Genomic DNA, 12,931 nt, shown 5'->3' on the forward strand with positions numbered 1-12,931 from the left:
GTCCAAACGAGAAGGGATGTATTCAACGAACGCTTTTACTATAACAGCACATTGACATTCTCTCAAAATGCCAAAATGCTTTTTTTCTTATCCATGCTGCGTGAAAACATCCATTTTGGTCACATATTTCCGCATGATTTCCTGGTTCACCTCAACCCCTAAACCCGGCTGTTTGGACACAGAAATAAATCCATTATCAATACGGATATCAGGGGTTACAATATCTTCATCCCAATAGCGTGATGACGATGAAATATCACCAGGTATTGTGAATTGCGGCAGTGAAGCAAGCGCCACGTTCTGGGCTCTGGAAATGCCTGTTTCCAGCATTCCGCCGCACCAAACATGCATATGATGCTCTCTGCATAAATCATGAATTTTTAAGGCTTCTGTTAAGCCGCCGACACGGGAAGGCTTAATATTAATGATTTTGCAGCTTCCGAGCTCAATCGCCCGTCTCGCATCATCAGCTGAACAAATGCTTTCATCAAGGCAAATGGCTGTTTTCAAATGTTTCTGCAAGTGGCGGTGGTCAACGATGTCATCAGCTTGAAGCGGCTGCTCAATCATCATTAAATGATAGTCATCAAGCTCCTTTAAGCGGCTGATATCCTTCAGCTTATAGGAGGAATTGGCATCGGCCATAAGCGGGATGTTTGGGAACCTGGTCCGGATGGCCTTGACCAATTCCACATCCTGTCCCGGCTGAATTTTAATTTTTATTCGTTGATAACCCTCTTTTTGATAGCTCTCAATTTCCTTCAGCATATCATCAAGAGGCGCCAAGCCGACAACCACCCCGGCAGGGACTTTTTCTCTCGTCCCGCCCAATGCCTCGGCGAGAGATATGCCCTTCTTTTTCGCATAGATATCCCACACAGCTGACTCAAGTCCCGCTTTTGCCATCCGGTTGCCTTTATAGCGCGCCAGGCTGTCCGGCACGTCGGAAGGGTGATTGAATTCTCGCCCGACAACATTGGGAATAAAAAAATCCTTCAGCATGTGTAAACATGTTCCAATGGTTTCCTCAGTGTACCAAGGCGAAGAGAACGCAGACACTTCTCCCCAGCCTGTGACACCGGATATATCAATGGCTTCCACGATCAGAAATTTACGCTCTTGTAGCGTTTCAATACTGTTTTTAAACGGTTTTTTAAATTCATGCTCAAATGGTAAAGCGTAATTTTCTCTATTTCGATCATAGCAGTTCTCCTTTACGCGCATCCTTCAGCTGATTTCGCAAAAGCTTATTAGACGCATTGCGCGGCAGGCGATCAAGTCGGAAAAATTTCACAGGAATTTTATACTTCGCCAAACGTTCTTTGCAGTAGGCGGTCAAGTCTTCTGCGCTTACAGGCTTGTGCAGGACTAAAAAGGCGTGAGGCACTTTCCCCCATTTTTTGTCCTCAGCCCCAGAAACACCAGCTTCGGCCACAGCGGGGTGTGAGAGCAGCACAGATTCCACTTCAGCCGGATAAATATTTTCTCCGCCTGATATGATCAGATCTGAACGCCTGTCTAATACATATAGAAAGCCTTCACTGTCTAAATATCCAAGATCACCTGTTTTCAGCCAGCCATTTTGAAAGGATGATTCATTAGCGCTCTCCCGGTTAAAATAGCTTTTCATAACGTTCGGGCCTTTGACCATGATTTCACCGTGTTCAAACGGTTTACATGCCTGTCCGTCCCGCTCTATTTTAATGTCGCATGAAAACAGCGGTTTACCCGCAGATCCGAGCTTTTCCATACTAAATTCCGGTGACAAGGTCACAATTTGTGAGCATGTCTCTGTCATCCCATATGATTGAAAGACAGGGAATCCTTTCTCACGGCATTCCTCAAGCAATGGCAGCGGCGCAGGGCCTCCGCCGAGCAGAATGCATCTGATGGATTCAGGGCAGCTGCTTGTTTCGGCCAAAAGACTGGCCAGCATCGTCTGCACGGCAGATAACATGGTCACTTGATGCCTGTTGATAGAATCCAGCACATCGCTTACTGAAAAACGCTGGTGAAGCACGACAGTCATTCCGTAGATCACAGATTTAAATAACGCGGACAATCCGCTAATGTGAAAGAGCGGCAATGCGATAAGCCAGCGGTCTTGTTCTGTTATACCCAAATTAAGCGCGGATGACACCGCACTGAAATAATGGTTTCCGAAAGTCTGCTGAACCCCCTTGGGCTTGCCGGTCGTACCCGACGTATACATCAGGGTTGCTGTTTGATCCAATTGCATATAAGCCTGGATCTCAATTTCAACTGCGGCCCCTTTCATCAATTCATCCACATCAATGGTTTGAACGATGTGCCCATAATGATGCTTGTCAAAGCTTGAATCTGTCACTAAAACGCGAGCCCTGGAATCCTCCAGCTGAAACAGCCTTTCATGTGTTGAAAGCTTCGTGTTCAAAAGTACCGCCTTCACACCAAGCAAAAAACAAGCGTGAATGGCGTATACCATCTCGACACGGTTTTGGAGCAAAATGGCTGCGGTGTCTCCTTTCCGAACCGAACGAGCAGCAAACTGCGCCGCCATCCGCTTAGACGCCGCAAACAATTCTGCAAATGTTACGGTTTGGTTTCCATAGATGAGAGCGATTCTCTCAGGTGTCAGCTGTGCCCGCTGCATGAGCCAGTTGGGCTGTTCTGTCAGCATGTCATCATCTCCGAGGTAAAATGTCTGTATTGAAAAGAAAACAGCTTGGACCGCAAAGTCTCAAGCTGTTTGTTGACGCCGTATTGCTGATCACGGGAAACGAGGGAACTGTCCGAAATCAGGTTTGCGTTTTTCCTTAAAGGAATCACGGCCTTCTTTTGCTTCATCAGTTGTGTAGTAAAGAAGGGTCGCATCCCCTGCAAACTGCTGAATTCCAGCAAGTCCGTCTGTATCCGCATTAAATGCAGCTTTAAGAAAGCGCAGTGCGGTCGGGCTTTTCTCAAGCATTTCTTCACACCATTTAATCGTTTCTTCTTCAAGCTGTTCCAAAGGAACAACTGTGTTGACAAGACCCATGTCCAGCGCTTCCTGTGCGTTGTACTGACGGCACAGATACCAAATTTCACGGGCTTTTTTATGGCCTACGATTCGAGCCAGGTAGCCAGAACCATAACCAGCGTCAAAGCTTCCCACTTTAGGGCCTGTTTGTCCGAAAATCGCGTTATCGGCAGCGATTGTCAAGTCACATACGATGTGGAGCACATGGCCTCCGCCGATCGCATATCCGGACACCATCGCGACAACCGGTTTCGGAATGACACGGATTAAACGCTGAAGATCCAGTACGTTTAAACGCGGAATTTGGTCGTCTCCTACATAACCGCCGTGACCGCGCACTTTCTGGTCTCCGCCAGAACAAAAGGCTTTGTCTCCGGCACCGGCAAGCACGATAACCCCGACATTTTGATCGTCTCTCGCGCGAGCAAACGCATCAATCATTTCAGCAACCGTTTTAGGGGTAAACGCGTTATGTACCTCAGGGCGGTTGATTGTTATTTTTGCAATACCATTATACGTTTCATACAATATTTCATCGTATGTCCGTTCAGTTTTCCATTCTACAGCCATGATATGACCTCCTCTATTTTTCCATATGAATGAGTTAAAAACTTGTCAAAAACCCACTCACTATTTTACCAAACAAACGCGGCTGTTCCACATGTACCGTATGGCCGGCGTTTGGAACAATCTCTATTTTACTAGATGGAAGCTTCTTATGCACCTCTTGATTGATGGCGCAAAACTTTTCGTCCCACTCCCCGCAGATTAGAAGCACAGGCATGGTTAGATCTTCTACACGGCTCCACCATGAAGGCTGGGAACCTGTGCCCATACCGATTAAACTGTTTGCAAGCCCAATCTCATTGTTTCGCAGACGGCCAGACCGTATCCTGTGCCGAATATCTTCGGCCAGCCGCCGCTGGGATGAAAACAAAGGGATGCCCTCCCAATACTGCACGAATGCCTTAATCCCGTCACGCAAAATAAAATCAGCAAGTTTCCGGTCCCGCATGACCCTGTCCCGCCGTTCCTCAAGCGTTTTGAGCCCCGGCGTTGTGCTTTCAAGCACGAGTGCCGATACCCGTTCGGGATACGTCATCGCAAAAGAATAAGCGAGCCTTCCTCCCATAGAATACCCAATCAATTTCACTTTGTGAAGTTTTAATTCATCAAATATCTCGGCAAGGTCAGAAACTTGCCGGCTTGTGCTGTATCTTTTCCCATTCAGCGGAGCATCTGTGTCACCATGCCCTAAACAATCCATCTTGATCAAATGGGATTCAGGCAGCAACCCGTCAAGAAAAGTCCATGATTGTTTACTGCCGGTAAACCCGTGCAGACAGACGACGGCTTCGGAAGCATTCGGCCGCTCGTCTGTCACAGCATATCGGACACCGTCTGAAACGGTTATGTTTACAGTTCCCATTGTTTTTTCACTTCCCGCACAGCCTCATTCAGCATATCACGATGGCGCTGAACTCTCGATTGGCGATCCGTTTTGATTTCTATCAAATGGAGTCCGGGTTTGTCTGCCTGCGGCGTGTAAGCTGCTTTGAATTCATCCCATGAGGCCGGACATGAATATGTTCCGCCGTATAATGCAGCCGCATGCTTAAAATCAAGCCCTGTCGGCGTACCGAACAAATCTTCAAAATGTGCCTTCTCAGAAGCCTGTGGCAGAAATGAGAAAATCCCTCCGCCATTATTATTCACGAGAATCACAGTAAGAGGAATACCCAGCTTTTTGGCCGCCAGCAGTCCGTTCAAATCGTGATAAAAAGATAAATCACCGATCACGAGTGTAACAGGCGCTTTTGTTCCTTCACATACCCCCATGGCAGAGGAGACAACACCGTCTATTCCATTTGCGCCCCGGTTTGAAAGAATCCGGAAAGAGCGTTCCTGCTTTTCAAAAAACGTATCAACATCTCTGATCGGCATGCTGTTTCCGACAAACAGCGAGCTGTTTTCAGGGACGAGATGCTGCAGGATTCGATAGAGATTGCCTTCAAACGAAACCTCTTCACTGCTGATTGTTTGCAGATGCTCACGGAACCGCCCATTGACAAACTGCCATTTCTCCAGCCATTCTGATGATCTGGCGGTGTCGGCATAAGCCATGATCGCTTCGGAAAAAACAGACGCATTGCAGTGAATCATATGCGCGCTTGCCTGCGTTGGGTCTCTCCACCCTCCATCCTCATCAATCACAATCTGCTCGATAGCCGGATCATCCTTCAGCCATATGAAAACCGGTTTCGAAACAGGCATCGGCCCAAAACGGATGACAACATCAGGACGCAATTTCGATTTCAGTTCATCATCTTTTAAAAATGAATCATACGCATCAATGACAGTGCTTTTATCATGAGCACCGTTCCGCAGATTAGACAGCGGGTCGGCTAAAATCGGATACTGAAGCGCCTTTGACAGCGCAATAATAGTGTTCTTATCCGTATCACTGTGGAGCTCCCCGCAGACGATTATTCCTTTTTCAGCCCCAGCCAGTATCGCAGCCACATCAGACAGAGATTCGCGGTCAACAGATTGTATACCCGTTTTCACAGACACGTGACGGTCTGTTTTCATTCTTCCAAACGGCTCATCCGAAAGATCGGGCATAAGCGGTTCGCGCAACGGGACATTCACATGCACAGGTCCCATCGGGCGCTTTTGTGATTCTCCGGCGGCGCGGCCGGCCAGCGTTCGGATATATCTCAGCATATGCGGAGACGCTTCTGGAAGAGCTGAGTCTGTGAAAAACTTAACAAAGTTACCGAATAAGAAGTGCTGATTTATAGCCTGCGGCGCGCCTACTTCACGCAGCTCGTGAGGCCGATCAGCAGTTAACACAATAATAGGCACTCTTGAATAATGGGCTTCAATCACAGCCGGATAAAAGTTGGCTGCGGCTGTTCCTGATGTGCAAATCAAAAGCACAGGGCGCTGCTTCGCTTTTGCCAGCCCAAGAGCAAAAAACCCGGCAGATCTTTCATCTATTTGGACATGGACGCTGATATCGGGATGCGCGGCTGCAAGAATAGCCAGCGGTGTGGATCTTGAGCCCGGGCAAACGACGGCGTCTGTAATTCCGGAAAGAGCGAATTCATCAATAAAACTTCCAATGTAATGAGTTATCGGGTTGGCTGTCAACGCCTCTCACCTCCTAATGCAGAGATCATCGGCTTCAGTTTAATCTGCGTTTCTTCATATTCAGACTGTGGTTCCGAGTCTTCCACAATACCGCAGCCGGCAAACAGCCTTGCTCTTCTGCCCTCGATCAGTCCTGAACGTATAGCTACTGCGAATTCTCCGTTATCCTGGCTGTCAATCCAGCCGATAGGAGCCGCATACCAGCCTCGGGACAACGGTTCGATCTCTCTGATCACTTCAACAGCTTTCTTCTGAGGCGCTCCCCCAAGAGCCGGTGTCGGATGCAGTTTCTCAATGAGGTCAAAGAGCGAAGCCGACTCACGAAGCTGTCCAACAATCGGCGTAAATAAGTGCTGAACGCTTTTCGTTTTGTACAATACAGGTCCTTCAGGCTTTTCGATTTCGGAGCAGCATGATTCAAAAGCGTTTTGGATCATGCCTACCACAATATCATGCTCCAGCAGATTTTTTTCATCGTTTAATAATGTATGGCCTATCAGGCGGTCTTCTTCTTCATCCGTGCCGCGTTTAATGGAACCGGCCAGACAAGAAGACATGACAGTGCCGCCGTCTCGTTTGATCAGTCTTTCCGGAGACGCGCCGACAAAGGTTTTCCCTTCCTGTTCGATTGCAAAAACATAGCTTGTCTGCTGATCGTTCACAAGGGTTTTAAGCACCTGTTCAATTCGGACCGGGCCGTCAAACGTGAGTAACAGCTCTCGAGCTAGAACCACCTTATCATATTGTTTTTCTTTAATTTGGCTTGTTGCCGTTTCGATTGCTTTCAGCCAGTCGTCCTTATCCAGCTCTTCTGATGCTGCTATCACAGCCTGATCTTCTACGTTTGAATCAGGAACCATAAATTCGCCGGCAAAAGCTTTTAAGCCTTCCAAAACTGCCTCTGCGTTTTCCTCTCCGCTTACCCATCTGTTGACTGTTAAGAACGAGCCTTCGGCAGTCATCGTCAGCATAAGCGCCGGCACAAAGAAATCCCCTTCCGAGAAATGGTCCCATTGTGTACCTCGTTCTTCGCAAGGGTCAAAAGAAAATCCTCCGAATAACACAGGTCCCACTGCAGAATGCTGCAGCTTTTCTTCTTCACAAATATGAAAAGCCGTCTTTTTAAAGCGCTCCCATCGTTCAAAAACCTCGCGATACCGCTTGCTGTTTTTTTGATTTGTCTGGAAAACCGCTTCTTTGCCAAGACCGACTATTGTCAATTCACTTTCAGGATCTGACCAAAAAAATCGATTGCCTGTATATTTTTTTGCCCCGTAGTTGAAAAATGATAGAGGGTCAAGAGACTCGATTTGTCTCGAATAGCTTATTAAGACAGCATGGTTGACTTCTTTGGCTTTATGTAATGCATGTAGAACTTCCTTTCGGAACGTACGCTGCACCGTTGTCACCATGAGACATTCCTCCATAATCCTTAAAATGCTTTTAATACCATACACCTGTGTCTCCTTTGTGTCAAACACAGATCATGCAGTCCAAATGGCCTGCCTTACCTATTATAAACCTAATTAGAGAAATGAAAAAGAAACAAACCTTAAATTTCTTTCTCCGCCGCTAGCAAAGGTTGTATCCGCTTACCATATAAGGGGAATTTCCTATATTCCTCCATCCGTCATTTATGAAAGTTCTCAGGCGATCTGTTCATACTAAAGGTATGCATCACAGAGAAACGAGGCGATTACAATGCTTACAGAAGACCAGCTTCAGCATTTGAAACATGAACTGGAACAAACAAAAGAAAATATCTTAAACCGCTTTAAAGACAATGACCATTTTCAGCTCAATTCAGCCTTTCCATATGATTCAATGGGTGAACTTTCAGCTTATGACAACCACCCCGGAGATCATGCAACAGAACTATATGAACGTGAAAAGGACATCGCTCTCGACTTGCATGAGCGAGAGCACCTCCGGGACATTGAGCATTCATTGAAGGCGATAGAAAACGGTACGTACGGTATTTGTGAAGTCAGCGGAAAGGAAATCCCATACGAACGTCTTGAAGCGCTTCCGACCGCCACGACGCTCGCAGAGTATTCGTCACAGGATGTCATTTCCAGAGATAGGCCGATCGAAGAAGAAACACCTTTCGGGCAATTTGAATTTGACGATGATGAAGAAATCAGGGCGCCATATGACAGTGAAGATTCCTACCAGGACGTCGAAAAATACGGAAACTCACAAACACCGCAGGATATGGAAAACCCGCCTCTCAGCTATGATGATATGACGATGAATGCCGAAGAAAATATCGGCAATACGGAATCATACGAAAATTTCATCGCAACAGATATCACAGGCAAAGAAATTACCGTCTATCAAAGCAGAGCCCATGAGCGTTATGAGGAAGAACTCGACGAAGAGGGAATCATGACAACATTCGGCGATCTTCACGCTGATTGAACCCCCTGTCCTGGGGGTTCTTTAACGTCTTCAGAACAAATGATCGACAAAGACAAGTATATGGACAAAATTTCAGCAGCTAATTTATTTCCCCGCATAACGGGGGTTTGATCCTTATAAAATGAAGGGTACGTATAAATGTAAAATAAATACATACGGAGGTTGCAAACATGAAGAAAATAATCGGCACCATAGCGGTTTTTGTGATTACTTACGCGCTGTTTTCAGCCGCAGACTACCTATTTCCGATTGACCAAGAATGGTACAATTCACTGAAAAAACCGGACTGGACGCCACCCGGGTCTGCGATCGGCATCATTTGGGCGATCCTGTTTGCCCTGATCTCCCTTTCAGCTGCCATTGTGTACGCCGCATTTTCATTTCAAGATGCCAAGCGCTTTTGGCTTATGCTTTTGATTAATTATGTATTTAATCAGGCATTCAGCTATTTTCAATTTACCCAAAAAAATTTGCTGGCTGCATCGATTGACAGCCTGCTCGTCGCGCTCACAGCTTTCATATTAATGATTATAGTAAAAAAATACAGCAGAGCCGCAAGCTATCTTCTTTTGCCCTATGTTTTATGGAGTGCGTTTGCGACGTTCTTATCCTTTACAATCTATTCGATGAATCTGTAAAAAACCAAAAAAGCCGCTCCTACAGCGGCTTTTTCACATCATCGGGCGGATTCCCCAAATATCTTTCACATATTCGCGGATCGTGCGGTCGCTTGAGAAATATCCGGAATGGCCAATGTTTATAATCGAACGCCCAGACCATGTCCTCCGATCGCGATAATCAGCTTAAATACGCTCCTGAGAATCTGCATATGAGCTGAAATCCTTCAGCACAAAATACTCATCATTATGAGGAAGCAGCGAGTCATAAATCGATTCAAATTCATCTGCTTCACCTTTGACCAGCTGCTGAGCGTAAAATCAATAATCCGTATTTCCCCCCAAAAGATACAGCCGGTATCGCCATTTGTTTTGTTAACCCATTGAGACGGCTGCCCTTCCCGCCGGCAAGGAGCATGCCCACACATTGTTTTTTCATGATTTCATCTCTCCTCTTGTTTAACCGCCCATAAAATCGAAATGCCGTAAGGGGGGATGGTCATTGTGATATAACCCGGTTTATGATGAAAAGCTCCCTTTTTGGCCGCTAACGGCTTTTTGTTGATTTGTCCTGAACCTTCATATGCTTCTCTGCCGCTGTTCAGGACCTCGATATATTGGGTAAGAAAAGGAACACCAACATCATATTGCTGATAGACCGCGGGTGTAAAATTACAAATGATGACAAGCGCCTCACCGTGCTTTTTGCCGTAACGAATAAAAGAAAAGATCGATTGTTCGTCATTATGGACATCAATCCATTCAAACGACTGTGCACGATGGTCATGTTCATAAAGGATTTTGCTTTTTTGATAAAAGCGTAGAAGATCTTGCGTAAAAACGCTGGCTTTCCGATGCATGGGGAAGGAGTCCAAAAACCAATCAAGCTGCTCTGTGTCTTTCCATTCATCAAATTGTGCAAATTCTGAACCCATAAAAATCAATTTCTTACCGGGGGGAGCCGTCATATAACCGAGCAAAAGCCGATACTCGGCAAATTTCTGCCATTAGTCGCCAGGCATTTTATTAAGAATTGATTTTTGCCGTAAACGACTTCATCATGTGAAAACGGCAATACAAAATGTTCACTAAACGCATACAATAATGAAAAAGAAATAAACTGATGACAATACCGCCTTTCTTCTGGGGGCGTCTCCATGTATGTCAGTACGTCATTCATCCAGCCCATATCCATTTAAAATGAAAACCGAGCCCTCCTTCCTCAGCGGCACTTGTCACGTGAGGCCATTCCGTCGAATCTTCCGCAATCATCATGACATGCGGATATGCCTCTCTCATTGTTTGATTAAGTTTTTGTAGAAATTCAACAGCTTATGGATTCGGATGGCGTTCATCCTGATTTGGCCAATACAGGATGTTAGCCACTGCATCAATCCTAAGTCCATCTATATGATAGAGTTCCGCCCAGTCATTAGAAATTAAAAAACTATGAACTTCCGGTTTTCCTAGATCAAAGTTAGCTGTGCCCCTTAGCCCGTTCTCTCGATTACGTTCATCTTGATATTCATAAAAAGGCTCTCCAAACATATAAAGGCCTTATTTATTCGCATAAATAAAAAAGCGCTTTTACTTATCGACATTTAACTTCTTTTTCCGAAGAAAACACAAGATATAGAGATTTTTGTTGCCTTTTTATAGAATAAGAATGAAAGCTAAGGCATAACATGATGATAAAAAATAAAAAACCTTGCATATTCTGCAAGGTTTTTGGATGACCCGTACGGGATTCGAACCCGTGTTACCGCCGTGAAAGGGCGGTGTCTTAACCGCTTGACCAACGGGCCGATGAGTGAAGACTTCTATTTGTCATTATATGGCGGAGAAGGAGGGATTTGAACCCTCGCGCCGCTTACACGACCTACACCCTTAGCAGGGGCGCCTCTTCAGCCACTTGAGTACTTCTCCATTTGGCTCCACAGGCAGGATTCGAACCTGCGACCGATCGGTTAACAGCCGATAGCTCTACCACTGAGCTACTGTGGAATATAAAAGTCATGGTGGGCCTGAATGGACTCGAACCATCGACCTCACGCTTATCAGGCGTGCGCTCTAACCAGCTGAGCTACAGGCCCATGACAATATAGAAATGGAGCGGGTGATGGGAATCGAACCCACGACATCAGCTTGGAAGGCTGAGGTTTTACCACTAAACTACACCCGCAATTTTATTTGGGGCGATTGATGGGAATCGAACCCACGAATGCCAGAGCCACAATCTGGTGCGTTAACCACTTCGCCACAACCGCCAAAATATATATTGATAAATGGTGGCTCGGGACGGAATCGAACCGCCGACACACGGATTTTCAGTCCGTTGCTCTACCAACTGAGCTACCGAGCCTAAGTATTTGAATGGCGGTCCGGACGGGACTCGAACCCGCGACCTCCTGCGTGACAGGCAGGCATTCTAACCAACTGAACTACCGGACCATTTTAATAGTACATGTGAATCTTTTTTATTGAGCCCTTCGGGCACTTCTTTTTCATTCACATATTTTGGTTGCGGGGGCAGGATTTGAACCTGCGACCTTCGGGTTATGAGCCCGACGAGCTACCGAACTGCTCCACCCCGCGATGATTAAGAATAGATATGGCGGAGGAAGAGGGATTCGAACCCCCGCGGGCTTTGACACCCCTGTCGGTTTTCAAGACCGATCCCTTCAGCCAGACTTGGGTATTCCTCCGTATAGTGGTGGACCTTGTAGGACTCGAACCTACGACCGGACGGTTATGAGCCGTCTGCTCTAACCAACTGAGCTAAAGGTCCATTGGTAGCGGCGGAGGGGATCGAACCCCCGACCTCACGGGTATGAACCGTACGCTCTAGCCAGCTGAGCTACACCGCCAAATATTTATTGAAATTAAGTGGAGCCTAGCGGGATCGAACCGCTGACCTCCTGCGTGCAAAGCAGGCGCTCTCCCAGCTGAGCTAAGGCCCCAAGAATGGTCGGGAAGACAGGATTCGAACCTGCGACCCCATGGTCCCAAACCATGTGCTCTACCAAGCTGAGCTACTTCCCGATTTCATGTAGATCATGGCGCGCCCGAGAGGAGTCGAACCCCTAACCTTTTGATCCGTAGTCAAACGCTCTATCCAATTGAGCTACGGGCGCAAAACTTAATGCCGAGGGCCGGACTTGAACCGGCACGGTAGTCACCTACCGCAGGATTTTAAGTCCTGTGTGTCTGCCAATTCCACCACCCCGGCGTGGATGGTATAGTTGGAGCGGAAGACGGGATTCGAACCCGCGACCCCCACCTTGGCAAGGTGGTGTTCTACCACTGAACTACTTCCGCAGAAATGGTGCGGATGAAGGGACTTGAACCCCCACGTCTGTAAAGACACTAGAGCCTGATTCTAGCGCGTCTGCCAATTCCGCCACATCCGCAACATGTAAATGGTGAGCCATGAAGGACTCGAACCTTCGACCCTCTGATTAAAAGTCAGATGCTCTACCAACTGAGCTAATGGCTCTTCTTACAAGAGACTTGAATATTATATCATATAAAAGTGGTGCCGGCAAGAGGACTTGAACCCCCAACCTACTGATTACAAGTCAGTTGCTCTACCAATTGAGCTACACCGGCGTATATGTAAAACCGATATGTGCAATAAAGAATGGTGGAGGATGACGGGCTCGAACCGCCGACCCTCTGCTTGTAAGGCAGATGCTCTCCCAGCTGAGCTAATCCTCCATTATTACACTAGCGTGCAACT

General features: G+C 46.8%; 7 protein-coding genes, 21 tRNA genes and 4 pseudogenes. 2 read left to right on the plus strand and 30 right to left on the minus strand.

Going from position 1 to position 12,931, the window contains the following annotated elements; all coding sequences use genetic code 11:
- Positions 1-87 precede the first annotated feature (87 nt).
- From menC to SC79_RS09620, 6 genes and pseudogenes are all read right to left on the minus strand, one after another.
- Positions 88-1,202: pseudogene (gene menC / locus SC79_RS09595) on the minus strand (o-succinylbenzoate synthase).
- Complete coding sequence (locus SC79_RS09600) at positions 1,199-2,659, minus strand: o-succinylbenzoate--CoA ligase (protein ID WP_039074847.1); 1,461 nt, start codon at positions 2,657-2,659, stop codon at positions 1,199-1,201. Before SC79_RS09600 ends, menC begins: the two are co-directional and overlap by 4 nt.
- Positions 2,660-2,749: 90 nt before the next feature.
- On the minus strand, positions 2,750-3,568 hold the full coding sequence (menB, locus tag SC79_RS09605; RefSeq protein WP_010329489.1) for a 1,4-dihydroxy-2-naphthoyl-CoA synthase: 819 nt from the start codon (positions 3,566-3,568) through the stop codon (positions 2,750-2,752).
- Between the two features lie 34 nt (positions 3,569-3,602).
- Positions 3,603-4,427, minus strand: coding sequence for a 2-succinyl-6-hydroxy-2,4-cyclohexadiene-1-carboxylate synthase (gene menH, locus SC79_RS09610; RefSeq protein ID WP_039074848.1), 825 nt, complete (start codon positions 4,425-4,427; stop codon positions 3,603-3,605).
- Complete coding sequence (menD, locus tag SC79_RS09615; protein ID WP_039074849.1) at positions 4,415-6,154, minus strand: 2-succinyl-5-enolpyruvyl-6-hydroxy-3-cyclohexene-1-carboxylic-acid synthase; 1,740 nt, start codon at positions 6,152-6,154, stop codon at positions 4,415-4,417. The genes menH and menD overlap by 13 nt, the downstream gene beginning before the upstream one ends.
- Positions 6,151-7,566, minus strand: a complete 1,416-nt coding sequence (locus SC79_RS09620; RefSeq protein ID WP_039074850.1) for an isochorismate synthase — start codon at positions 7,564-7,566, stop codon at positions 6,151-6,153. The genes menD and SC79_RS09620 overlap by 4 nt, the downstream gene beginning before the upstream one ends.
- 289 nt (positions 7,567-7,855) lie before the next feature.
- Between SC79_RS09620 and SC79_RS09625 the strand changes: the two genes are divergently transcribed.
- Both SC79_RS09625 and SC79_RS09630 read left to right on the plus strand, forming a co-directional pair.
- On the plus strand, positions 7,856-8,575 hold the full coding sequence (locus SC79_RS09625; RefSeq protein WP_039074851.1) for a yteA family sporulation protein: 720 nt from the start codon (positions 7,856-7,858) through the stop codon (positions 8,573-8,575).
- A gap of 170 nt (positions 8,576-8,745) precedes the next feature.
- The gene (locus SC79_RS09630; RefSeq protein WP_039074852.1) at positions 8,746-9,213 is read left to right on the plus strand and encodes a TspO/MBR family protein; all 468 of its coding nucleotides are present in this window, start codon (positions 8,746-8,748) and stop codon (positions 9,211-9,213) included.
- Positions 9,214-9,246: 33 nt separating this feature from the next.
- On the opposite strand, the pseudogene SC79_RS20535 reads toward SC79_RS09630, so the two are convergent.
- The 24 genes and pseudogenes from SC79_RS20535 to SC79_RS09740 form a co-directional block, all read right to left on the minus strand.
- Positions 9,247-9,492 (minus strand): annotated as a pseudogene (locus SC79_RS20535) (glycogen/starch/alpha-glucan phosphorylase); the annotation flags it as partial.
- Positions 9,492-9,631: pseudogene (locus tag SC79_RS20970) on the minus strand (sugar phosphate nucleotidyltransferase); the annotation flags it as partial. The pseudogenes SC79_RS20970 and SC79_RS20535, both read right to left, overlap by 1 nt.
- Positions 9,628-10,749 (minus strand): annotated as a pseudogene (gene glgB / locus SC79_RS09635) (1,4-alpha-glucan branching enzyme); the annotation flags it as partial. The pseudogenes glgB and SC79_RS20970, both read right to left, overlap by 4 nt.
- Positions 10,750-10,925: 176 nt before the next feature.
- Positions 10,926-10,997 (minus strand) — tRNA-Glu (locus SC79_RS09640).
- A gap of 30 nt (positions 10,998-11,027) precedes the next feature.
- Positions 11,028-11,118: transfer RNA gene (locus SC79_RS09645), tRNA-Ser, on the minus strand.
- A gap of 3 nt (positions 11,119-11,121) precedes the next feature.
- A tRNA-Asn gene (locus tag SC79_RS09650) sits at positions 11,122-11,196 on the minus strand.
- Positions 11,197-11,208: 12 nt separating this feature from the next.
- Positions 11,209-11,285 (minus strand) — tRNA-Ile (locus SC79_RS09655).
- Between the two features lie 15 nt (positions 11,286-11,300).
- Positions 11,301-11,374 (minus strand) — tRNA-Gly (locus tag SC79_RS09660).
- A 9-nt stretch (positions 11,375-11,383) separates the two neighbouring features.
- Positions 11,384-11,459, minus strand: a tRNA-His gene (locus SC79_RS09665).
- Positions 11,460-11,478: 19 nt separating this feature from the next.
- Positions 11,479-11,554 (minus strand) — tRNA-Phe (locus tag SC79_RS09670).
- Between the two features lie 12 nt (positions 11,555-11,566).
- Positions 11,567-11,643 (minus strand) — tRNA-Asp (locus SC79_RS09675).
- A gap of 67 nt (positions 11,644-11,710) precedes the next feature.
- Positions 11,711-11,787 (minus strand) — tRNA-Met (locus SC79_RS09680).
- A gap of 17 nt (positions 11,788-11,804) precedes the next feature.
- Positions 11,805-11,897: transfer RNA gene (locus SC79_RS09685), tRNA-Ser, on the minus strand.
- Positions 11,898-11,903: 6 nt separating this feature from the next.
- Positions 11,904-11,980 (minus strand) — tRNA-Ile (locus tag SC79_RS09690).
- 2 nt (positions 11,981-11,982) lie between these two features.
- Positions 11,983-12,059 (minus strand) — tRNA-Met (locus SC79_RS09695).
- 20 nt (positions 12,060-12,079) lie between these two features.
- Positions 12,080-12,152: transfer RNA gene (locus SC79_RS09700), tRNA-Ala, on the minus strand.
- Between the two features lie 5 nt (positions 12,153-12,157).
- Positions 12,158-12,234, minus strand: a tRNA-Pro gene (locus SC79_RS09705).
- Positions 12,235-12,249: 15 nt separating this feature from the next.
- A tRNA-Arg gene (locus SC79_RS09710) sits at positions 12,250-12,326 on the minus strand.
- Between the two features lie 9 nt (positions 12,327-12,335).
- Positions 12,336-12,421: transfer RNA gene (locus SC79_RS09715), tRNA-Leu, on the minus strand.
- Between the two features lie 14 nt (positions 12,422-12,435).
- Positions 12,436-12,510: transfer RNA gene (locus SC79_RS09720), tRNA-Gly, on the minus strand.
- A 5-nt stretch (positions 12,511-12,515) separates the two neighbouring features.
- Positions 12,516-12,602 (minus strand) — tRNA-Leu (locus SC79_RS09725).
- Between the two features lie 10 nt (positions 12,603-12,612).
- Positions 12,613-12,688, minus strand: a tRNA-Lys gene (locus tag SC79_RS09730).
- Positions 12,689-12,725: 37 nt separating this feature from the next.
- Positions 12,726-12,801, minus strand: a tRNA-Thr gene (locus SC79_RS09735).
- Between the two features lie 32 nt (positions 12,802-12,833).
- Positions 12,834-12,909, minus strand: a tRNA-Val gene (locus SC79_RS09740).
- Between the last annotated feature and the right edge of the window lie 22 nt (positions 12,910-12,931).

Origin of the sequence: Bacillus sp. MSP13 (assembly GCF_000815295.1) — a bacterium.
GTDB classification, from domain to species: domain Bacteria; phylum Bacillota; class Bacilli; order Bacillales; family Bacillaceae; genus Bacillus; species Bacillus vallismortis.